This is a genomic window from Vibrio satsumensis, from assembly GCF_050337435.1.
In the GTDB taxonomy this organism is placed as follows: domain Bacteria; phylum Pseudomonadota; class Gammaproteobacteria; order Enterobacterales; family Vibrionaceae; genus Vibrio; species Vibrio satsumensis.
Window position 1 is genome coordinate 409838 of sequence record NZ_JAKJSX010000003.1, and the last position, 20561, is coordinate 430398.

A 20561-nucleotide genomic window follows, 5' to 3' on the forward strand; every position below is an offset into this window, starting at 1 on the left:
TTGATTGAGAGGGGCGCTTTCTGTGTTCCCTCCAAAGTAAGTAGAGAGACACTATGAAGCGTTTAATTCTAAACATCACATTCTTGGTATTCATGGCTCTTGGTAGCATTAATGCCATGGCTCATGATTCAACGGTTAAGTACGGTATTGCGATATCTCACGATGGTGAGAAAATTGCGTATGGCAAAAGCGGGAGCGGGGATACAGCGTTGATCTTCATTCACGGCTGGAGCTTAGACAGCAGGCTTTGGCAAAACCAAGTGGGTGAGTTTTCAAAGCAGTACCAAGAGATCACTATGGACTTAGCAGGGCACGGTAACTCATCGTTTAATCGCGAAGAGTACACCATGGTTGCATTCGCTGAAGACATCAAAGCCGTAATCGAGAAAGAACAACTCGATTCAGTCATCTTAGTTGGGCATTCCATGGCGGGTGGTGTTATCGCAGAAGCTGCTAAATTGATGCCGAACAGAGTGAAGGGCATTATTGGTGTCGACACATCGCAAAACGTCGCACTAGCGGTTTCACAAAGCGACCTAGATGCAATGACCAAACCGTTTGAAGCAGACTTCCAAGCGGGCATTACTATGTTCGTGAAAAACTCGCTACCAAAAGACGTAGACGCGGATTTACTTTACTGGGTAACGCAAGACATGGCATCAGCACCACCAGCTATCGCGATAAACCAGTTCCGCCATTATCTAGGTCAATACGTAACAGGCGAAGCCCACCGTGTGTATGAGAACGTGAATGTGCCAGTCATATTGGTTAACGCTCGCCTATGGCCAACGGATTCAGAAGCGAACAAGAGATATATCAAGGATTACAGCATTTACTACATTGAAGACTCAGGTCACTTCCCAATGCTTGAGCAACCTGAGCAGTTCAACACAACGTTGATGAAAGCGGTTAAGTCACTGAAGTAGGGTGCTGTGGTTGTTAAAGGGTAGTTATAGCCTTTAGATAGACAAAATTAAGGCCTCGCGATTGCGAGGCCTTAATTTTTTGATAATTGTAGAGTTAGCATTTCTCAAAACTCGAATAGGTAGGCAGTAGTAACAATAAAGATTTTTGCTACCAGCGATCGCTCTCATTTCACTACACGTTTGGTTCAAGTCTTCTGAAGTCAAATCGGTAAACGATGGCTTCTGTCATTCTCATGAGAACCGTTTATTTTTTGTCTTGAGAGTCTTTATATTTTTTTGCAATCCACTCATGCAAGTGAAGTCCCGTTTGACGCTTTAAGAATACAGTGATGCCAGCTAAAATTAACAGTCCGATTATTGTGCCCATAGTTATCTCCAAAATTAGTTATCGTTCGTCATTTAAAAGTGAATCAATACATGTCGGTATTATGATTAATCCATTGATTTCATTATTTTATCTATATTAAGTCCACCAAATTCCTCGAGGTTATTCTTAATCTCTTCATCGATTGATAGCTGGCGTTCAACTTGCTTTACTTCCTTCTCAAGAAACTTTTCAACTTCTTGAGATACGTTGAACATTAAGCCCTGTTCACGCGCTGCTTTTCTCGCTCGTTTAAGACGAACATCTAAGTCAGATGAGATTTTGATGTTCAGTGATACTTTGGATTGTTTTTTTTGTAATGACATATCGATTCTCTACTTTATCTAAAAAATACTATAAACTTTTCTACCTTTTTAGCAAGAAGTTTTTAGGTTGGAGGATTCAGAACCGAACAAGAAACACATCAAAGACTACAGCATTTACAGCATTGAAGGCTCAAGCCACTTCCCAATGCTAGAGCAACCACAGCAGTTCAACGCAACGTTGATGAAAGCGGTTAAATCGAAGTAGGGCGCTGTAGTTATTAAAGGATGGTTGTACCTGTTAGATAGATAAAACTAAGGCCTCGCGTATACGGAGCCTTTTTGTGAGTTGGAGGTTTTGTTAGCTAATTTCATTCCCAATGTGCGAGTGATGATCGCATCGTTCACTCGTTTATGGTCCTTTAACGACGGCCTCATAGTTATATAAATGCTCTACCAACCACCCCTAGATATGTAATTAGCGCCACTGTTATTAGTAAGGGCTGACCGAATCTAGTGGTGCTTTTTACTGATAATCACTTCAACTATGTGTTTAGGACGTCCTGCTATGGCTAAGAAAATAATATTCATTCATGGTCGCGCTCAAAAGCCCGATAAAGCTCACCTTCAAGCACTCTGTTACGAGGCTATAGAACATGGCTTGCAGCGAGATTGTGGAGAATCAAGCTCATTACAAGCTTTTAAAGATGTCGATAAACGGTTTGTCTATTACGGTGAACTATCGAACACATTGTTAGAGAAACCAACAGAAGACCCTGCAAGTCGACAGCAAGCGCTGTCTGAACTCAAAAAGTACAAGACAAGCCAGTTCAATAAAACAACGTATAACAAGGTATAGAAAATTGGTTTTCTGAAAGAGGCGTTAGCAGATACTTTTTCATCGCTATTTGGAAAGCTGGGTGTGGCTGAGACACTTATAACGAAGGTCGCGCCGGATATGACGCATTATTGGAATGAAGATACCTATTTTGGCAGCGATGTCAGGCATAGGCTAATGGTTGAACTGAAGGAAGCGCTTGATAATCAGGATGATGTGATGATTGTATCGCACAGTCTCGGGTCGATGATCAGCTATGACGTGTTGTGGAAACTGTCTCATTACGGAGAGTATAGACACGACTATGGAGCAGACAAGAAGGTCAACTTATTGCTTACGCTCGGATCACCGTTAGGAGATGAAAACGTAAAAGACAGGCTAAAAGGGAGCCGCTTGAAAGGTGAGAAGAAGTATCCCTTAAACATTCAGCAATGGATAAACATATCGGCAGAAGACGATTTTATCTCTCATGACAGCAAAATTAGAAATGACTTTAAAGATATGCTGAAACTGGATCTGATACCCGGCGGAATGAAAGATATCCACCCAGTCTATAACCTCAATATTCGTAACGGAAAAAGTAATCCGCATGCTTCCATCGGCTATCTCATTAACCCTAAATTCATCACAGTACTGGATGAATGGCTCTCTAGTTGATTTGGTTTACCATCGTCAATTGCTTCGCTGCTCGTTCGTTGAAACTTAGATAAAACAAGGCCTCGCGCGTGCGAGGCCTTGCTAGACTCATTCAACACAACACTGATCAAAGTGATTAAGAATTTTTGTATTCGCAATAGCTAAGTTTTTTTGAAAGCGACTCTAGGTTAAATTTGGCCAATGTGTCTTTAAAAGGCGAATTATGTAAGGCTGTGGTGAGGATGTCGCGCTCTTCTGGTGAAAGCAAACTAGTGTGCCTGAATAGAACGTAATCTAATGCGACATGCAGGTACAATGTTGAGAAGTCAGGCCTAAGCAAATCATCATTGTTATTCAACTGCCTGATAATCGCTTTAACGCTTCTTTTAATACCTTCCTTTCCCCTAATCGTTAGCTCGTTTTGCTCAGCTTCGAAACGGCTCAGTGCAGCGCACCGAAAGGCCACTTCCATCAGCGTTTTACTCAGTCCCAATAACGACATACGTTGAGTGTCGCTAGCTTTGGTCGCTGCTAGTTTTTCAGTTGGGTAAGCTTGCATAAGAAACTCGCAGATCGTTAAGCTCTCGGTGAGTGCAACCTCATCACTGGTTTCTAGAACCGGAATGGTACTGAATGGATTGATTGTGACCAATGTGTTGGGCGTTTGCCACGGGTCGATCCATTCAAGAACTATTGGAGCGTCACACAGATAGGCCGTGGCTAACACTGCTCTGGAGAATGGGGAGGTGTCGTTTAAATACAGTTTCATGAGCGATTCCTTTGCTAAGAATTTATTTGAGCAGTGTTTAAAGTCTGTTGTTTGGTTGATGTAAACGCAATGCAGAGTACCGACAAAATGAGTGCACTCGCGCTGATCATAAATAAGAGGTTATAACTGGTGAGTTGCGGGGCGTAATGAGCCATAACGAAGCCGACTATTCCTTGCGATATCGCAAAAGCCATTGTCATTGCTCCCCAAGATTTCGTATGGAGCTGTGTCCCAACGATCTCTAAGGTATAAGTTGAGACCAGTGTTACGGTGCCAGGCGTAAACATACCGACCAACAGAGATGAGGCAAAAAGTGCTATTTCACTGGTGCTTAATAGCGGAAGAGCAACCCCCACAGCTTTACAAATAAACGCAGCTAATAGTGCTTTTTTAAGTCCAAATTTATCACCTAGTATACCGGTTACTATTGGCCCAATCGCTGCCCCTATGCCAAACACAGCCCAATAAAAACCACCACTCGCAAAACTCATTTCTAGCTCTCTAACAATATAATCGACCCAAAAGAGAGTGTGGGGTAAATAACCGATGGCGCTAAAGCTATAGGCTAAAAGTACGCAACTAATACTGATGCGCTCATTCTTAGATAAGGCATTAAACGTCGATGGGCTTTTATCGCAATGGTTTGGCTTAACCTCAAGAGACCATGTGTTCCACGTCAGGACGGTTGCGAGGAAAGCGATCGCTCCCATACCTAACCATGCACTTTCAACACTTTGGTAGATTAGCAAAGGTATGATGGTTCCTGAAATCATGGCGCCGAGGCCAATGCCTGAAAACACGACGCCACTGATCCTTGCTTTCATCTCTTGAGGGTGAAGGCTGGTGATCACGGGTGGTGCGAGTACCATAAGTACGGCTCCCGCTACGCCCGCAATGGTTCTAAGCGTTAAAAACCATTCAAAGGGGGCAGACTTTAAAGCACAACCAAGATAACTAAAGCTACTTAACAACAGAGAGGCGCGTATGAGTGTGCCTGTTGAATAATACCTCTGTAAAAAGCTCGAAGCAGGAGCCCCGAAGATATAGCCAATCAGCGTCGCAGCGCCAAGTATGGAAGCATCTTCGCTTGAGAACCACCCACTTTGAATGAGCACTGGCATTAAAGCTATATAAGCAAATCGCCCAATGCCGTTCCCAACTAATGTTGCTGCGAGCCCTGCGAAGGTGTTGCGGTTCAATAGTTTTACGTGCTGCATGTCACGTACCCTTAATATGTATCTGTAACATTACGCTAACATTTAAACTTGAACTATCTAAGCTGAGTTTTTGCTCTAATGTTTAAGGTTTGATGACAACTTACATTTTTTGTAAGTGTCAGATTGGTCATTTACATCTTTAATCTCTAGCTGGTATAGGTAAAAGCTAATGGGAGAGGGGGAGTATCTGAATATCGATCGTTACAACTATAGCTATATGTTCAATGGCAAAGAATGCTCTCCCCCTCGAACGTTAATCTAAAGAGATCTTGAGAGGCTTTGATGCTAGATCCGTTCAACGCAATGTTGATGAAAGCTTTGAAGTCAGTGCAGTAGGGCGTTGCCGCTGATAAAGATTAGTTGTAACTGTTCGATAGATAAAACTAAGGCCTCGCGATTGCGAGGCCTTTTTGTATTTCGACTAAAGCTAAATATTAATCGAGTCTAGCGAAAACTCGGAATAATCGCCGGAATCCCCGGTAGAAGGCCAACCAGCGCCATTACACCACTTAGCACAATAAACATAATGCCAGGCAACACCCAACGGCTCATTTTACTAAGCTCACTACTACGTTCTTTACAACCGACTAAGCCTAAGTTATCTAACAGCATGGTGAGAGCCCAACCAAATGCAGGGTTAACGAGCGCTGAAGAAAATACAACAATCGCTGCTGATTGTGTGGTTTTCCCTTCACGCGTCATTTCCATTCCAGCTTCTAGCAATGGCACAAATACCCCAACAATGAGCGCAACACAAAGCACAGGTTGCCAGATAGCTAGATCCATCGGGTAACCCCAAACAGCGGCGATGATACAGAATAGAGCTGTTAGTAACGCGCCTGCAGGGATAGGGCGTTTAGCAATCGCCGCTGGTACGATATAAGTACCCCATGAAGACGTAAAGTTAGTACCACCGAGCAGAGAACCGAACGTTTGACGAATTGACGCCGTGGTCATGGTGTCGTCTATGTTCATGTGTACTTTTTCGGTACGTTCTGGATAGCTGATCTTTTGGAATACTTGATGTCCTAAGAAATCTGGTGACCACATCGCCACGGCTAGAATCGCAAACGGCAATACCACCATGAAGTGTTCAATCGTCGGTAGGCCTAGCATCCAACCTGTATCTTCTCCCCACCAATACATAGGGTTCATGTTAGGTAAGCCTGGCTCAGTGTGGAAAGCAAATGGGGCACCCATGGCAAATGCAATCGTACCACCCAGTAAGCAACTAAGAGGCACAGCTAACCAACGCTTACGGAAATGTTCCAATAACGCGTACAAGATAATGGTGCAAAAGATCACGACAAACGCGATATGGCTCATGCCAATTCCCTCTGCCCAAGCGAACAGCTTTTTCACTTGAGAGGCGGTTCCAACAAAGCCGAGGTAGAGCAATAAGCCACCACATACGCCTTTACTGGTGAGGTTGGCCAACATGCTGCCACCTTTACTGATGGCTAAGATTAGGCCAAAAGCGCCAATCAGCAACCCAAACGCCATAGGGTGTCCGCCTGCTGCAACCACAATTGGAATTAAAGGAATGAGTGGACCGTGTGTACCTGCGAGGTTCGCGGTCGGCAATAAAAAACCAGAGAAAATAATAATGAAAACAGAGGCGATGAGGAGTTCATAACGAACGTTTTCTAGAATGAAGTCTTCATTTAATCCGAGAGCCCCTGCAAAGGTGGCAGCAATCGCGCCCACCATAACCACTTTACCAATCGTGGCTGCCATCGCTGGGATGGTGTCTTCTATTTCGAATCGATAATCTTTAAACGGCAAATTGGGACGCCAGCGTTTCGGCGACATGATTTGTAATTCATGTTCTAAATATTGTTCGCGGGAATCAAATTCCGATCTTGGTTTGTGTTGTTGTTCATAAGTGAGTTCATCCTCATTGGCTTGAGGCTTATCTGCTTGTATATGTACGGACTCTAAAGTACTGCTCATGTTGATTCCTTTCGTTCACACTCTAAGGTGTGTTATTCCAACAAACGTTATTAACTCACGCAGAAGCGTAAACAATGCGTCAACTTGTTATTAAAAACTCATTAACATTTAATTGTTAGTACCTTATACCAAACCCAAAAAAACAAATAGTCTCAGTCGGTTAGACATTAGTCGTAGAGTAAGTCGACTAGTATTAGACTCTGTAGATAGTATGTATCTGGTTGTTTGTAGTCCCTTAATTTCTCCCACGTTCTGCACTTGATAGTGATAGAATCTCCGCATCATAATTATCGAGAAATTAGGTATTTATAAACAATGTTTATCCATCACGTTAACGGTATCGACTGGCTGGTGATTACAGCTTTTGAAGAACTGAAAACTATGTTTATCGAAGATGCTGGTCCCATCCCATCTTACTTTTCTACCGCCAGCGAGCTGAGCCTGATTGATCAAGCCAAACGCAGCTATGGATTTTTGCCTACACATCGCGGTGTGATCACCGATACCGGCACGTATCAAAGTAAAGATCTTGAAGAAGATTTGAACCCACAGCTTGCGTGTATTGTTGAAGGGCGTGGTCGGGTGTTTATCTATCACGGCGACTATGTGGCTTTTGTGGATGACGAGCAAACTTTCATTACCCGAATGGACTGAGAGTGATTCAGTGAGTTGAAATGGGCAAATCAGTATCACGGCTACAGGATTTTACCCAAAGATTTGAAAGAACTAATGAATTAAAGGATTAGTACAATGGCAAAAACGATCTCATTGGTACTTGGTAGTGGTGGCGCTAGAGGCTTAGTTCATGTTGGCGTTATCCGCTGGCTGATTGAACATGGTTATCAGATAAAATCCATCTCTGGCTGTTCAATTGGCGCACTTATTGGTGGTGTTTACGCAGCGGGTAAGTTGGATGAATTTGAAGAGTGGGTCACCAGTATCGATCAATCGGATATGGCTATGATGTTGGACTTTTCATGGCAATCGAGTGGTATCTTCAAAGGGGACAAGATCATCGACACACTGCGTGGACTGATCGGCGAGATTTCAATTGAAGATCTGCCTATCCCTTATACCGCAGTCGCTGCCAACGTCGCCGATGAAAAAGAGGTTTGGCTGCAATCAGGCTCTCTGTTTGATGCCATTCGCGCTTCCATCTCTTTGCCATTGTTCTTCACACCTCATGTTATTAATGGCGAAGAGCTGATTGATGGCGGTGTACTTAACCCTGTGCCGATTGCGCCTACCTTTGGTGATAAGACAGACTTTACTCTGGCAGTGAACTTAGGCGGCGAACCTGAAATGCTTCAGCAGGAAGTGACACCGGTTTCGCTACCAACAAAAGAGAGTAACCTGCATGAGAAGGTTGTTCACTTTATCGATAATCTCGGTAGCAGTGTAAAAAGTAAAATGAGCTTCAATTTTGCTGCCTACGACATTGCCAACCAAGCGTTTGATGCGATGCAATCGACCATTGCTCGTCAAAAACTGGCCGCTTATCCTGCCGATATTACGCTTGAGATCCCACGTAATGCCTGCGGCACCTTAGAGTTTGATCGCTCACAAGAGATGATAGATAAAGGCTACCATTTGGCACAGACTAAACTGGGTAACCGACTTTAATGGTTAGGTCGCTGATTTTTATTGTGTAGGTCACTGACTTGACGAAGAGGGTATTTATGCAAGCTGAACTCAAACAACTTGAACTTAACGATCTGGTGGCAACAAAAGATGTCATCGTGCTCACCAGCGTGGAAGAGCAGGCTATATCTTGGCTAACAAGTTACTATAAAAAAAACGTTGCTATTCAGATTATCGAGAACGCACACCAATTAGATACCGAAGCGATTTTAACGCAATGTCGAAACAGCCTGAGTGAAAGTAAAAAGGTGATACTTACCGCGCAGTTTCGCAGCCAACTGCCTATCATCAATCTCGCTTCACTTTGTAATAAGCTGCGCAAGTCGCTAATCAACATTGAACTATCAGATTGGGATGAAGAGCAGTGCCTTCCTCAGTCGTTTAGTAGTTTCTAGTCTCTAGCTTCTAGTAGTTTCTGGATAACGGCTATAAACTAGAAACAATGGGCTTTTGCCTTTCTATATACTATAAAGCGAGTAGAACAACGCAGGGCAGACGTTCTTTAAGTCAAAACTCCTAATCCAGAGTCATTGTAAATTCATCTTATTTTTAATTATCTAAATTATGATAGGTCTAATCAAAAGTACGTATTTGTTCTTTTAGCCATTTAGTGAATACTTTAACTTTCGGACGTTGAAGGTTTTTTTCTGATAAGCATATAAAATAGGATGCGTCAGGTTCTATGACTTGCTCTCCAATACGAACGAGTGTTCCGTTTTTTATATATCTCTGCGCTAAGCTATGTTTAACAAGCCCAATACCTTGCATTGCTAAGGCACTTTCTACAACAAACTGAGAGCCATCAAACAGAACGGTTGGTTTGGTCACTTGTTTACCATTATGATTGAACCAAAACTCCCAGCTCATATCAGTCAATATATCCTCAATTAATACTCCTTTATGTAAATCATCGATAGTATAAATATTATGTTGCTCTTGATAATAAGGATGGCAAACAGGATAAATTCTATCTTTCATTAACCATTCACTGTGCATGCCTTGATATTGTCCTTTTCCGAACCTTATGCACAAATCGATACTTTGATCACTCGGTTCTGCGAGACGGTTGGTTGGCTCAATCAATATTGTTATTTCGGGATACTGTTCTCTGAAATTTTGTAACCTTGGGATAAGCCAATGGTGTGCAAATGAACTTGGTGCTGATATTGCTAATTTATTTGGGAATTCATCACCTATTAATCTATCAATTCCAGCATGTAGGTGGCTAAATCCTTGCTTCACTTCTGAATAAAGGCTCTCCCCGCAAGAGGTGAGCTCTACTTTTCTATGGCTTCGTTTAAACAAGCAAGTATTAAGGTTAGTTTCAAGTTGTCTTATTTGTTGGCTGACGGCAGCTGGCGATACAAATAAATCTTCAGCTGCCGATTTAAAGCTTCCTAAAGAAGCAGATTTATAAAAATAAAGTAACCCTTGCAAGGGAAGCATTCCATTTTTCAATTAATCTCACCTTAACCGTAAGTCTGTAAAAATCGTTTGTCAGATTAACATAAATTCAAAAGAATAAAGAACTCACCACCAATCAATTGACAAGGAGTGATTATGAACAAGTATACAAATATAAAAAAGTCAATCGACATCAGTAATGGATTTTGGGAGGTCACTAACAGTAATGGACTCGCTAATATTATCAGTGAAAATTTAGGTAATGGCGTTCATAAAACTGTTCGAGGTCAACAGCGCTTCATCAACATGTCTTCATATTCCTATCTTGGACTGGATAGCCACCCGCAAATCCTCGAAGGTGCAATTCAAGGGATTCAGTCCACTGGCGCACTTAACTCTTCAACATCAAGGATTAGAGTACAATACGAGATACTAAACCAAGCAGAATCCCGGTTAGGTGAGTTAACAAACTCAGACGTGTTAACTTTGCCCTCCTGTGCAGCTGCTGCGGCAGCAGTACTTCCCTTGCTCGCATCAGGCGCATTCACCGACAACATCCCTCCAGTCATGGTTTTTGATAAGCATGCTCACTTTTGCTTGAACTATATGAAGCCAATTTGTGCGGATGAAACGGAAATTATCACGATTAATCACAATGACATCGAAGCTCTGGAGGATATCTGCAAGCAGAACCGTCGTGTCGCATTTGTCGGGGATTCGATCTACAGCACTGGTGGGGCAGCTCCAATCAAGACTTTACTTGAGTTACAGGAGAAATACGGTCTGTTTTTGCTGATTGATGAAGCCCACGGTCTATCGACAAAAGGCCACAATGGTGTAGGCATGGTTTTAAGTGAGGCCGGTGAACTGAATGATAATACGATACTTATAGCCTCTCTAAATAAAGGATTCGGAGCCTCTGGCGGTGCCGTTTTCTTCCGCAAGAACCCAGATAATAAGGTGAGAAACTTACTGGCGAGATATGGTGGCCCAATCACTTGGTCCCAGCGTATCAACACTGCGGGTCTTGGGGCCATTATTGCCTCCACTGAACTTCACTTAGACGGTACGATCAATAAGTTGCAAAGTACCTTAGCCGCCAAAATCGATTTGTTTGATGAACTTGTTGAGACACAAGCACGTGCCGATGGCCTACCGATTCGATTTGTCTCGCTGGGTGATGAACAAGCCACAATCAGTATTGCTCGTGGTTTACTCGACTCCGGCTTCTATACATCAGCGATCTTTTTCCCAGTGATTGCACGCGGAAAAGCCGGTTTAAGAATCATGTTGCGTTCGAACATGCAGGATGAAGAAATCCGCGAATTTTCACTGGTACTGAATCAGCTCAAGCAAAAATATGAGGCAAAATATGCTTAGTCAAAGTAACCGATTCGTCATGCTGCTATCTTGTACGTTAGTTTTAATGGCACAGATGGCCACCACCCTGTATTTACCGGCCTTACCTCAAGTTGCCAGTGAACTGGGGATAAGCCGTCACTCTGCAGAGTTGTCTATTTCACTCTTTGTGATTGGCGCGGCGCTTCCTGTGATTTACTGGGGGCATGCTGCAGAAAAATACGGCCGAAAAAGCTCTCTTACAATGGCACTGATCGTGTTTATTGCCGCCAGTCTTGTTCTTTATTCTACCCAGTCCCTAGAAAGCTTACTGATTGCCAGAGTTATACAAGGTGCAGGGGCTGGCGGCGCTGCGATCATTGCCCGGATTATCGTAAGAGATTACTGGCATGGCGATTTGCTCACGCAAAAGCTGTCTTTATTATCGATGGCATTTATTGCTGCACTGGGCATCGGCCAGTTTATCGGTTCATTGCTCACCCAATACAGCGACTGGCGCATGGGGTTTTTAATCTTGTCATCCATAGCTGCTTTTTCATTGCTAGCTATCACTCAGCTGCAAGTTCAAGGGCCTCCCCCTAGTGACCAACAGAAACCAAAATCAAGTGCGAGTTACATGAAGATTGTGAAGGATCAGGGATTCCTCATTCCTTGTATCCAGGGTGGGCTAGGTTTTGCCACGATTGTGATATTACAGGAAGTCAGCCCATTTATTTTCGATCATGACCTGCAACTCACCAGTCAACTTTTTGGTTTTTTTGGCCTAGCGATTGGCGTGACTTACTTCTTGGGATCTGTGTATGTAAAACGCTATGTCACCAAAGTCGGTAGCCAACGGCTGATGAACCGAGGTACATACATCCTTCTAACGGGCGTGCTGCTCATGCTGGTTATCTGGATGTTCAGTGAATTATTGGTAGGCCAAATTCTCGTAGGTAGTTACATCTTTTTGTATCTACTGATTATTTTTGGCCAAGCTATTATTTTTCCGAACAGCATGTCTCTGGCGGCAAGCAATTCTTCTTATAACGGCGCGCACAGTATTGCCTTATGTGGTTTCTTACAACAATCAATGGCAGGGGTTGCCGCAGTCTTGGCGGTTAGCGCAGATCACAGCCACAGCTGGACATATTGGATCGCTATTATGGGGGTGGGTATTTTCGCCCTGGGGTTCACCAGAAAAGAGCAAAAAGCATGTCTAAACTAATTTCCACTTTGGACTTAAAGTCTGAAGGAGCAAACGCCAATTTTGATAATTACAATGCTATTTTGGCGGGTTTTTACGAAGCCCAAAGTGAAGCGTTCGCTTACGATATTCCAAGCCGTGCCAAGCAAAAATCCCGAGGGAAATTCTCTCCCCGTGAGCGTATAGCCCAGTTAATAGATGCCGGTACAACATTTTTTGAGGTAGGGCAAATTGCTGGACACATGGTTTACGACCAACCACTTCCCAGCGCTGCGATTGTTACTGGTGTAGGGGTCGTCAAGGGTCGTAAATGCGCAATTTTTGCCAACGACTCTGCGGTGAAAGGCGGTACTTATTATCCTGTGACATTGAAAAAACATCTGAGAATGCAGCATATTGCTCGAAAGCATCAATTGCCTTGCATCTATCTGGTTGACTCGGGTGGGGTTTTCCTGCCGTTACAGGACGATTTGTTCCCAAGTGAACACCACTTTGGCAAAATCTTCAAAAACATTGCTGAGATGTCCAGCTTGGGTATTGCTCAAATCTCTGCTGTGTTGGGTTCTTGTACCGCTGGTGGTGCTTACATCCCAGCCATGTGCGATGAAACCATTATAACAAAAGATAACGGTACGATATTTCTTGGTGGTCCACAGCTAGTGAAAGCTGCAACCGGCGTTGAAGTCGATGCTCAATCCCTCGGCGGAGCACATCTACATACTGAAGTCAGCGGAGTTGCGGACCATTTTGCAGAAGACGAGACGCATGCTCTTCACCTGGTGAGAGATCTCGTCAGCAGGTGCCAGCACAATGAGCCGGATTGCGGCCCAGATATTGAACCCCGTGACAGCGCGTACTCGCTCAAGGAAATCCCTTATCTCATTAGTCGCGATCCTAAAAAGCCAATATTAGCCCGTGAAATTTTGGCAAGACTATTGGATGGCAGCGAACTTGTCGAATACAAAGCCAATTTTGGTAAAAGCATCATTTGTGGTACCGGTCATATTGGTGGCTATGCTGCCAGTATTATTATCAATGATGGCGTGCTGTTTTCTGAAAGTGCAATCAAAGCCACAAACTTTATGGCCATCTGCGCAAAACGCAATTTACCTATTATTTTTATCCATAACATCAATGGGTTTATGGTTGGCAAAGAGTATGAGGCCGGAGGGATTGCCAAGCACGGTGCTAAAATGGTTAACGCTATTTCTTGCCTGCGGGTACCAACAATCAGCCTGGTGATTGGCGGTAGTTATGGCGCCGGGAATTTAGCGATGTGTGGGCGTACCATGGAGCCAGACTTCATGGCTATGTGGCCAAACGCGAAGACTTCGGTTGTCGGCGGGGTTCAAGCTGCAAAAGTGATGCTCATGATGGAGCAGGAAAAGCGCCAGCGCATGGCTGAAGAAATGGATGAATTAGCACGGCAACAATTCATGCAGCCCATTATCGATACATATGAGCGTCAAGGTTCGGCCCTCTATGTGGGAGCGAGAATGAATACTGATGCCGTCATTTCACCCGCACAAACTCGGGAATGGCTGGCAATCTGTCTGTCTCTGTGTAAGCAACAGAGTATTGAAGACACTCACTTTGGTATATTTAGGATGTAATTATGTTTAATAAGATTCTGATTGCAAACAGGGGTGAAATAGCACAAAGAATTGCTCGAACCTGTCAGAAGCTGGGCATTGCTTATGTCGGTCTTTATTCCGATGAAGATAAAGGAAGTGAATATCTAGAACATGCAGTGCAACGCGTCCATCTGGACGGTAGCGCAGCGCTGGACACATATCTGAATATACAGAAAATCCTCCAAGTCGCCATTGACACAGAATGTGATGCGGTACATCCAGGCTATGGCTTCTTATCCGAAAATGCAGAGTTTGCCCGGGCAATAGAAGATCACAATATCACGCTGATCGGACCGACCTCCGAAATGATTGGCCTCATGGGCAATAAATCGGTCGCGAAAGATATCATGGCTCGCGCGGGTTTGCCTGTGTTGCCTGGTTCTCTCCAGGGTACATCTAACAAAGAGCAATTAATCTCTGACGCCCGGAGTATCGGTTATCCCTTGATCATCAAACCGGTGATGGGTGGCGGAGGTAAAGGAATGACTATAGTGAATGAATCAGACGCTCTTGAACAAGCGATTGATGAAGCATTTCGAGTCGCGATGACTGCATTTGGTGATAGCCGTTTATTGCTCGAAAAATATCTAGAGTCACCCCGACATATTGAAGTGCAAATTGCCTGTGATCATTTTGGAAATGCTATTCATATATTCGACCGGGAATGCTCAATTCAACGGCGTCACCAGAAAATCATAGAAGAAGCACCAGTGACTCACTTAAGTAAGCATGTTCGTGATCAATACCTCATTTCTGCAGTCAATGCCGTTAAGAGTGCAGGCTATAGCAATGTGGGGACTGTTGAGTTTATAGTCGATCAGGAGCAATTCTACTTCATGGAAATGAACACCCGTCTTCAGGTCGAGCACACGGTCACTGAAGAGGTCACGGGGATTGATTTGGTTGAGCTGCAAATCAGCATCGCCTCGAATCAGCCACTTGCGCTGAAACAAGAAGATGTCAGTGCCCATGGGCATGCGATTCAGGCGAGGATTTATGCTGAAGATCCTTATCAGGCTTTCAAGCCCGACCCTGGCAGGGTTCTAAATGTGCAATGGCCAAGTCAGGTCCGGGTAGACCATGCGTTTTCCCTAACGGGCTCGATTTCAAGCTACTATGACCCGATGTTTGGCAAAATCATCAGTTATGGCCTCAATCGAAACACGGCAAGACGCGATCTGTTAGCTGCTCTCGCACAAACTCGAATTCTGGGGGTCAAATCGAATACTGACTTTTTGCGTTTTATTCTTTCTCATCAGGACTTTGTGAGAAATGACATCAGCACTGACTTAACGGACCGGTGTCTTACCTCAGCATTTTTAGACAGTAAGGCCGGTGACATGCTGGACCGCTCTGCGGTTGCGGTTGCCTCTTGCATCCAACTTAACAATTCGCTGAAACATATTACTCAGACACCTTGGGTTACTAACTCCGAGGCTGCATTACCACGTCAGTTGGGGGAAATACACGCCGGAAAACTGCACTTTGAAGTAGAAAATACGTCGTATCAACCCTGTGTGATCTCTGTCTGCGTAAATCAGTCTGTGATTAGTGTGGAGCAAGAAGAGTTCAACGTCCGTTATTCTCCCGAGCTTTTACGCAACGATGACCTGTTGACTGGTACTGTCGGTTCCATCACATGGCAAGCCATGATCGAAGAAGGGCGCTACTTGATTCAAATCGAGGGGACTTTTTTCATTGTCACACCTGTGTCAAATCAGTTTGGCTCACAAACCTGTCAAACGAACACAGCGAAGTCAGATATATCGGGCGTAATTGTTACGGTTTTTGTTGAAAATGAGCAACACATTGAATTTGGCCAACCCCTGATCATTATCGAGGCTATGAAAATGGAAACGACAATTTTTGCGCAAAAATCGGGGATTGTTTCCCACCTCAACGCCGTCACCGGAGACATTGTAAACAAAGGTGATACCTTACTTGAAATCAGTGATATCCCCTCCGAATCCAATGTATGATCCCCGCACTCATATGGCTTGAACGACAGTTCAAGCCGTTTCCGGAATTAAAATGTCGCCGACATAATTGTAATAGCTTAATGGTCTTGGAGACCCAGGCAATAAACTCCCTAAATGTTATATCTAAATTTCTCTAGATTGCTCAGGCACAGTTATTTTTATGATAGTGATGCACGCTTTACAAACAGCTAAACCTAAAACTGTCGTTTAAATCCAAAGGCAAGATTAGGGTGCTAAATAGGTTGTCCCTAGATTCTTGGCATATTACAGCTCTCTCATTGGAGTTGTTGACATACTTATCTAAGTACTCCGCTGTTAAAACGGGCTTGCCATGATTAATAAAAGGCAGCAGTGCATCACATTCGTTGTACTCAAAACATTGTTCGTTAACAGCAAAATCAAAGTACTCAACCAGTTCACTTATTTGGTCAAGGTCATTCTTTAATCCGACTGCAAGGCCTCTTTTATGCGCCTCGTTTGCAATAAATCGATTGTACGCGAGCTGATCTTGAGACGTCAGATTGAACCCAGATTTATTGGTGTACCCATCCATGTTATCAGGTTCAACACCATCACAACCTTTGTTCTTGGCAATATCCAGACGTTTTTTCATGATTGAATGAACGTTAGCCGAACGAATATCAAGCCAACGCTCATCAGCCCAGCCATCAAGCGTGCTTCCAAGGGTATTTAGCAAGAAGAGGTCTTTATCATCTCGATAATCCTCATAAGAGCCGGCTGAAAAGTAACACACCACTTTTATTCCTGATTGTTGTAAATTTTGTATTGTCGTATTTCTCGTATCAAAAAGGTCTACATCATAGAGAGCGACAGAGTAAGAGGTGTTTAAATTGCCTTCTATCTGCCATTGCCATGTGACTGAAACAGGTGGACGATACCAAGAACCGGCTGAAATAGGGGCTACATTCGGTTCAAGAATAACTTGAGAGTTTGTATGATTAGACTGTTCTCCATCATCACTCGAATTACAGCCAGAAAGAATGACAGCACAAAGGGTAACTAATAAGTATTTCACGCTTCTCTCCATTCAATTGATTTCATGAATGTATTTTATAAATTAATATTCATCAATAATTGTTTTTCTACTGGGTGATTTGTTGTCAAGAAAAAATACTAATAAATCTTAAACGAGAAAGGGGGGAAGCCCCCCAAAGTTATCTTAGATGAGTTGTCTAACCTACTTGATGTGTCGATAATAACCGAAAGCAAAACGGTGTTTGAATACAAAAGGGCCAATGAAAACGTCGATTACGAGATTACACTATGTGATCAAACAAGTAATGAGCAGTGTAATTTGTGTGTTGAATGCGTAAATGTGGTTTGATCACATGTACCTAATAGACTCCATTGCGCTATCCCAAACCTGGTTGCCGCTTTAGAGCTGTCAGTCAACGAAAGGACCCAGTTTGTAAAAGGCGTTGTAGAACAAATAAACTTTAAAGTGATGCAACTTTTGGCAATGTCCGAAGCGAAGGCTAAATAACTTCTCCTGTTACACAGAGGTGCTTTTACTTACCTAACTGGCAATTTGGTCTTTGTTTTTACCTGACCGAAGGCGAAGCTGGATTCGATAGAAGCAATATTGGGTAGGCGAGTTAATTGCTTGCGGATAAACTGCTCGTAGCTTTTGAGTGACTCGCTCACTACATGTAATAGGTAGTCGTGATTACCTGTCATCAAAAAGCACTCTAACACTTCATCAATCACTTCAATGTGTTGCTCAAAGTCTCGCATGTTCTCTTCAGTTGGCTTTTCAAGTTTTACCAATACAAACACATTCACAGGCAAGCCACACGCTTCTTGGTCAACACTGGCGTGATAGCCACGAATAATTCCTTGCTTCTCTAATGCTCGAACTCGGCGTAAACAAGGAGAGGGCGATAGTGCCACGCGATCAGCTAACTCTTGATTGGTCAGGCGAGCGTTACTTTGCAGTTCAGCCAGTATTCTTTTATCGATCTCATCCATTGGCATATCCCATCAATATTGAAGTTTATTTGGCAATATTATTGCTCAAAGTGTATGTCTTACTTCGCAAATAGCAATTTTTAACATCTGCCTAAAACTAAAATTAAAGGAGGAACAACAAGCATGGAATGACTTAGGAATTATGAATACTTCAACTCAACTTAGCCCACTGCGTAAAACCACCAAACACGAACAAGCAGAAGCTCTTGCCATTGAGCAAGCAAAACACTTTGGTATCGACCCAAATAGTGATTACGGCGTCACGCTGATTGAACTGGCGACGACCCTGTACAAAGCCAATACCAAGACACACGATCTTTGGGCAATAACGGTTGATGGACTTTCAGACCTCGATAAGAGTGACCGAATCGCTTGGTTTAACGCGAAACGTTTCTTGTCATTCCAGATCGCTAAGATCCTCGACAACCTGCAAAACCCAATGCGTGCCACTTACCAATCCATTGCCACCAACAATGGTAATTTTGCCTCTAAAGGTGCGTATCCAATCTTCGACAATGTGGCGGCTATCTTTTCTGCAAGCCCTGTGATTACTCGCACTGCGACCTATTTGTTTGCGTGTACAGAATGGATTGAGGATGCGTTCAACGGTAAAGAACCGCTGCACGATATTTATTCTCGATTGCTTAACCCAACCTCAATTTCACTGGCTAACCACATGGTTGATATTGAGGCGGGTTCTAGAGCCAACGAGTACCTCGCTTGGAACTTTAACTCGGGGATGGCGGCCATTGATGGGTTGTTGAGCCATTTACTCGGTCATGAAGATATTGTCTTGGCCTCGCGCAATATCTACGGAGGTTCTTACCAGTTGTTGGAAGATTGGTTTGGCAAGCCGTCGAATCTGAATGTCGCGGTAGAGTGGGTGGATGGTTACTCTGGTGATGATTTTGCGGCTCGCCTTGATGAGATTGCTGATAAGTACGCAGACCGCCTGGCTGCAGGTAAGAAAATCTACGTTTACCTAGAGTCACCGTGTAACCCACACGGGTACGTGTTAGATGTAGCCAACATCAGTAAGGCTGGTCACTCTCGTGGTTGGGATGTGATTGTTGACTCAACAGTGGGTACACCATTGCTTCACCCTGTACTCAAACGTGATGATGTGATGGAAAGGCCTGATTATGTGATTCACTCCTACACCAAAGAACTGGCGGGTTTAGGTACCACAACCGCTGGGGTAGTCATCGGACGCAACGAGACCATGTTTGTGCCAAAAGGAGAAGAGGTCACCTGTACCAAACCCAATGGCGATGAGGTCACTATTCCATGGAACGAAACGCTGTTTTGGAATGTGTATTACATCAAAGGCGCATTCTTAGATGCAGACAAAGCGTTTGAAGTGCTCAATGGTATGAAAACGTATGAGATGCGTGTGGTGCAGAAAACCATTAATACTCTGACTCTGGCGAAGATCTTCGATGCTCACCCAGACATCAATGTGTCGTGTCCCGCTTTACCAGACAGCGATAACTATGAACATTGCCAGAACAACATGTACTTGGGGCTACCAGCCGCGCTGTTTACTATCGACATGGAAGGTAACGGCGACCGAGCGCCAATCAATCGAGATGGCTTTAAACAGTTCTTCGATATGCTTGAGCCCGCTATCGGCATGCAAGTGAGCCTTGGGCAAACCAACACCGTGGCCTTGTGCCCGGCACTGACCACGCATTCAGAACTCAGTGATGAAGCGCTTAATGAAGCCGGCATCAAGCCGACGACTATGCGTATCTCGATTGGGTTGGAAGATCCTCGCATGTTCATTGCTCATATTATCGAGGCCGCCAAATTGTCGATTGACCGTAAGCACGCCGACTTCTCATCCAGTTTCCCGAGTAACGATCGTATTGACGAGATCTATATGCAAACCTATATGGATGTACACCAGAGGTTTGTGAAGAGTTTGCCGAAGTTCAGTCAGCTCACTCAGTGACTTAGGTCAGTAATGAAAGCTAGCAATAAAGGGTTAGCGAGAAAAGTCAGTGAAGTCGGGTAGCTGTAACCGTTATAGGACAGTCATAACCGCTAAATAGTAAAACTAAGGCCGCGCTTGAGCGAGGCTTTAGTTTTAGAAAGCTCTCACTGTGTAGCTTCATCGAGTGCTATTCAATTGGTGCTTGGAAAGCGACTCTGTTGATGACTTGTTACTGGGCTAATACTGAATAACAAAGAGCAAGAGCTCGAGAAAAGGAATGATTTTCGTAAAAAGTAAAATTATTCGATTAAGATAGCGTTTAATATCACCATTAAGATCATATGGTTATGTTTTTTTTGGGTATTGTCATTCTACGTATTTTCAACATGAATGAATTATGAACGCTACTTTCATCCGTGATTAATACCGCCTCCTGCATAGTACACCCATCAAAACAAACTATGACT

At 43.7% G+C, this 20561-nt stretch carries 17 protein-coding genes and 2 pseudogenes; 11 read left to right on the forward strand and 8 right to left on the reverse strand.

Annotation, left to right across the window (positions count from 1 at the left end):
* Positions 1–53: 53 nt before the first annotated feature.
* Positions 54–926 (forward strand): alpha/beta fold hydrolase, encoded by an 873-nt coding sequence (locus tag L4C44_RS01955; RefSeq protein WP_428804241.1) that lies wholly within the window; start codon positions 54–56, stop codon positions 924–926.
* Between the two features lie 244 nt (positions 927–1170).
* On the opposite strand, the gene L4C44_RS01960 is transcribed toward L4C44_RS01955, so the two are convergent.
* On the reverse strand, positions 1171–1293 hold the full coding sequence (locus L4C44_RS01960) for a hypothetical protein (RefSeq protein WP_261890851.1): 123 nt from the start codon (positions 1291–1293) through the stop codon (positions 1171–1173).
* Between the two features lie 65 nt (positions 1294–1358).
* The gene (locus L4C44_RS01965; RefSeq protein WP_428804242.1) at positions 1359–1616 is read right to left on the reverse strand and encodes a hypothetical protein; all 258 of its coding nucleotides are present in this window, start codon (positions 1614–1616) and stop codon (positions 1359–1361) included.
* A gap of 73 nt (positions 1617–1689) precedes the next feature.
* Here L4C44_RS01965 and L4C44_RS01970 point away from each other — a divergent pair.
* Positions 1690–1821: pseudogene (locus L4C44_RS01970) on the forward strand (alpha/beta fold hydrolase); the annotation flags it as partial.
* Positions 1822–2121: 300 nt separating this feature from the next.
* Positions 2122–3048: pseudogene (locus tag L4C44_RS01975) on the forward strand (hypothetical protein).
* Between the two features lie 115 nt (positions 3049–3163).
* Here the strand turns inward: L4C44_RS01975 and L4C44_RS01980 are convergent.
* The 3 genes from L4C44_RS01980 to L4C44_RS01990 form a co-directional block, all read right to left on the reverse strand.
* On the reverse strand, positions 3164–3796 hold the full coding sequence (locus tag L4C44_RS01980; RefSeq protein ID WP_428804243.1) for a glutathione S-transferase family protein: 633 nt from the start codon (positions 3794–3796) through the stop codon (positions 3164–3166).
* Positions 3797–3810: 14 nt separating this feature from the next.
* Complete coding sequence (locus L4C44_RS01985) at positions 3811–5013, reverse strand: YbfB/YjiJ family MFS transporter (RefSeq protein WP_428804244.1); 1203 nt, start codon at positions 5011–5013, stop codon at positions 3811–3813.
* Positions 5014–5457: 444 nt separating this feature from the next.
* The gene (locus L4C44_RS01990) at positions 5458–6966 is read right to left on the reverse strand and encodes a DUF3360 domain-containing protein (protein ID WP_016789509.1); all 1509 of its coding nucleotides are present in this window, start codon (positions 6964–6966) and stop codon (positions 5458–5460) included.
* 315 nt (positions 6967–7281) lie between these two features.
* On the opposite strand from L4C44_RS01990, the gene L4C44_RS01995 reads away from it, so the two are divergent.
* The 3 genes from L4C44_RS01995 to L4C44_RS02005 all read left to right on the forward strand — a co-directional run bounded on the left by L4C44_RS01995 (position 7282) and on the right by L4C44_RS02005 (position 9002).
* The gene (locus L4C44_RS01995) at positions 7282–7620 is read left to right on the forward strand and encodes a cytosolic protein (RefSeq protein ID WP_428804245.1); all 339 of its coding nucleotides are present in this window, start codon (positions 7282–7284) and stop codon (positions 7618–7620) included.
* A gap of 96 nt (positions 7621–7716) precedes the next feature.
* Positions 7717–8589, forward strand: coding sequence for a patatin-like phospholipase family protein (locus L4C44_RS02000; RefSeq protein ID WP_428804246.1), 873 nt, complete (start codon positions 7717–7719; stop codon positions 8587–8589).
* A gap of 56 nt (positions 8590–8645) precedes the next feature.
* A complete protein-coding gene (locus tag L4C44_RS02005; protein ID WP_428804247.1) occupies positions 8646–9002 on the forward strand; it encodes a hypothetical protein in 357 nt (118 codons plus the stop codon).
* 178 nt (positions 9003–9180) lie between these two features.
* Here L4C44_RS02005 and L4C44_RS02010 read toward each other — a convergent pair whose 3' ends face one another.
* Positions 9181–10065, reverse strand: a complete 885-nt coding sequence (locus L4C44_RS02010) for a LysR substrate-binding domain-containing protein (RefSeq protein WP_060981791.1) — start codon at positions 10063–10065, stop codon at positions 9181–9183.
* A gap of 102 nt (positions 10066–10167) precedes the next feature.
* Between L4C44_RS02010 and L4C44_RS02015 the strand changes: the two genes are divergently transcribed.
* Genes L4C44_RS02015 through L4C44_RS02030 form a run of 4 tightly spaced genes read left to right on the forward strand, consistent with a single transcriptional unit; the run spans position 10168 to position 16169 of the window.
* A complete protein-coding gene (locus L4C44_RS02015; RefSeq protein WP_428804248.1) occupies positions 10168–11391 on the forward strand; it encodes an aminotransferase class I/II-fold pyridoxal phosphate-dependent enzyme in 1224 nt (407 codons plus the stop codon).
* Entirely contained in the window at positions 11384–12577 is a 1194-nt protein-coding gene (locus L4C44_RS02020; RefSeq protein WP_060982169.1) for an MFS transporter, read from the forward strand. The genes L4C44_RS02015 and L4C44_RS02020 overlap by 8 nt, the downstream gene beginning before the upstream one ends.
* Entirely contained in the window at positions 12565–14169 is a 1605-nt protein-coding gene (locus L4C44_RS02025) for a carboxyl transferase domain-containing protein (RefSeq protein WP_060981793.1), read from the forward strand. The genes L4C44_RS02020 and L4C44_RS02025 overlap by 13 nt, the downstream gene beginning before the upstream one ends.
* A gap of 2 nt (positions 14170–14171) precedes the next feature.
* Positions 14172–16169: an acetyl/propionyl/methylcrotonyl-CoA carboxylase subunit alpha gene (locus L4C44_RS02030; protein WP_428804249.1), complete on the forward strand. Its 1998-nt coding sequence runs from the start codon at positions 14172–14174 to the stop codon at positions 16167–16169.
* 178 nt (positions 16170–16347) lie between these two features.
* Here the strand turns inward: L4C44_RS02030 and L4C44_RS02035 are convergent, their stop codons facing one another.
* Together L4C44_RS02035 and L4C44_RS02040 are read right to left on the reverse strand one after the other, a co-directional pair.
* Positions 16348–17205 carry an endo alpha-1,4 polygalactosaminidase gene (locus tag L4C44_RS02035; RefSeq protein ID WP_428804250.1) on the reverse strand — a complete coding sequence of 286 codons (858 nt, stop codon included), beginning with the start codon at positions 17203–17205 and terminating at the stop codon, positions 16348–16350.
* Positions 17206–17702: 497 nt separating this feature from the next.
* Complete coding sequence (locus tag L4C44_RS02040; RefSeq protein WP_060981796.1) at positions 17703–18158, reverse strand: Lrp/AsnC family transcriptional regulator; 456 nt, start codon at positions 18156–18158, stop codon at positions 17703–17705.
* A gap of 142 nt (positions 18159–18300) precedes the next feature.
* Here L4C44_RS02040 and L4C44_RS02045 point away from each other — a divergent pair, with 142 nt between their 5' ends.
* Positions 18301–20112, forward strand: a complete 1812-nt coding sequence (locus tag L4C44_RS02045) for a PLP-dependent transferase (protein ID WP_428804251.1) — start codon at positions 18301–18303, stop codon at positions 20110–20112.
* Positions 20113–20561: the final 449 nt, after the last annotated feature.

What these genes read in the sequence shown, in the direction of transcription:
- L4C44_RS01955 (WP_428804241.1), top strand. Translation starts at nt 54, where the DNA reads ATGAAGCGTTTAATTCTAAACATCACATTCTTGGTATTCATGGCTCTT.
- L4C44_RS01960 (WP_261890851.1), bottom strand. Translation starts at nt 1,293, where the DNA reads ATGGGCACAATAATCGGACTGTTAATTTTAGCTGGCATCACTGTATTC.
- L4C44_RS01965 (WP_428804242.1), bottom strand. Translation starts at nt 1,616, where the DNA reads ATGTCATTACAAAAAAAACAATCCAAAGTATCACTGAACATCAAAATC.
- L4C44_RS01980 (WP_428804243.1), bottom strand. Translation starts at nt 3,796, where the DNA reads ATGAAACTGTATTTAAACGACACCTCCCCATTCTCCAGAGCAGTGTTA.
- L4C44_RS01985 (WP_428804244.1), bottom strand. Translation starts at nt 5,013, where the DNA reads ATGCAGCACGTAAAACTATTGAACCGCAACACCTTCGCAGGGCTCGCA.
- L4C44_RS01990 (WP_016789509.1), bottom strand. Translation starts at nt 6,966, where the DNA reads ATGAGCAGTACTTTAGAGTCCGTACATATACAAGCAGATAAGCCTCAA.
- L4C44_RS01995 (WP_428804245.1), top strand. Translation starts at nt 7,282, where the DNA reads ATGTTTATCCATCACGTTAACGGTATCGACTGGCTGGTGATTACAGCT.
- L4C44_RS02000 (WP_428804246.1), top strand. Translation starts at nt 7,717, where the DNA reads ATGGCAAAAACGATCTCATTGGTACTTGGTAGTGGTGGCGCTAGAGGC.
- L4C44_RS02005 (WP_428804247.1), top strand. Translation starts at nt 8,646, where the DNA reads ATGCAAGCTGAACTCAAACAACTTGAACTTAACGATCTGGTGGCAACA.
- L4C44_RS02015 (WP_428804248.1), top strand. Translation starts at nt 10,168, where the DNA reads ATGAACAAGTATACAAATATAAAAAAGTCAATCGACATCAGTAATGGA.
- L4C44_RS02020 (WP_060982169.1), top strand. Translation starts at nt 11,384, where the DNA reads ATGCTTAGTCAAAGTAACCGATTCGTCATGCTGCTATCTTGTACGTTA.
- L4C44_RS02025 (WP_060981793.1), top strand. Translation starts at nt 12,565, where the DNA reads ATGTCTAAACTAATTTCCACTTTGGACTTAAAGTCTGAAGGAGCAAAC.
- L4C44_RS02030 (WP_428804249.1), top strand. Translation starts at nt 14,172, where the DNA reads ATGTTTAATAAGATTCTGATTGCAAACAGGGGTGAAATAGCACAAAGA.
- L4C44_RS02040 (WP_060981796.1), bottom strand. Translation starts at nt 18,158, where the DNA reads ATGGATGAGATCGATAAAAGAATACTGGCTGAACTGCAAAGTAACGCT.
- L4C44_RS02045 (WP_428804251.1), top strand. Translation starts at nt 18,301, where the DNA reads ATGAATACTTCAACTCAACTTAGCCCACTGCGTAAAACCACCAAACAC.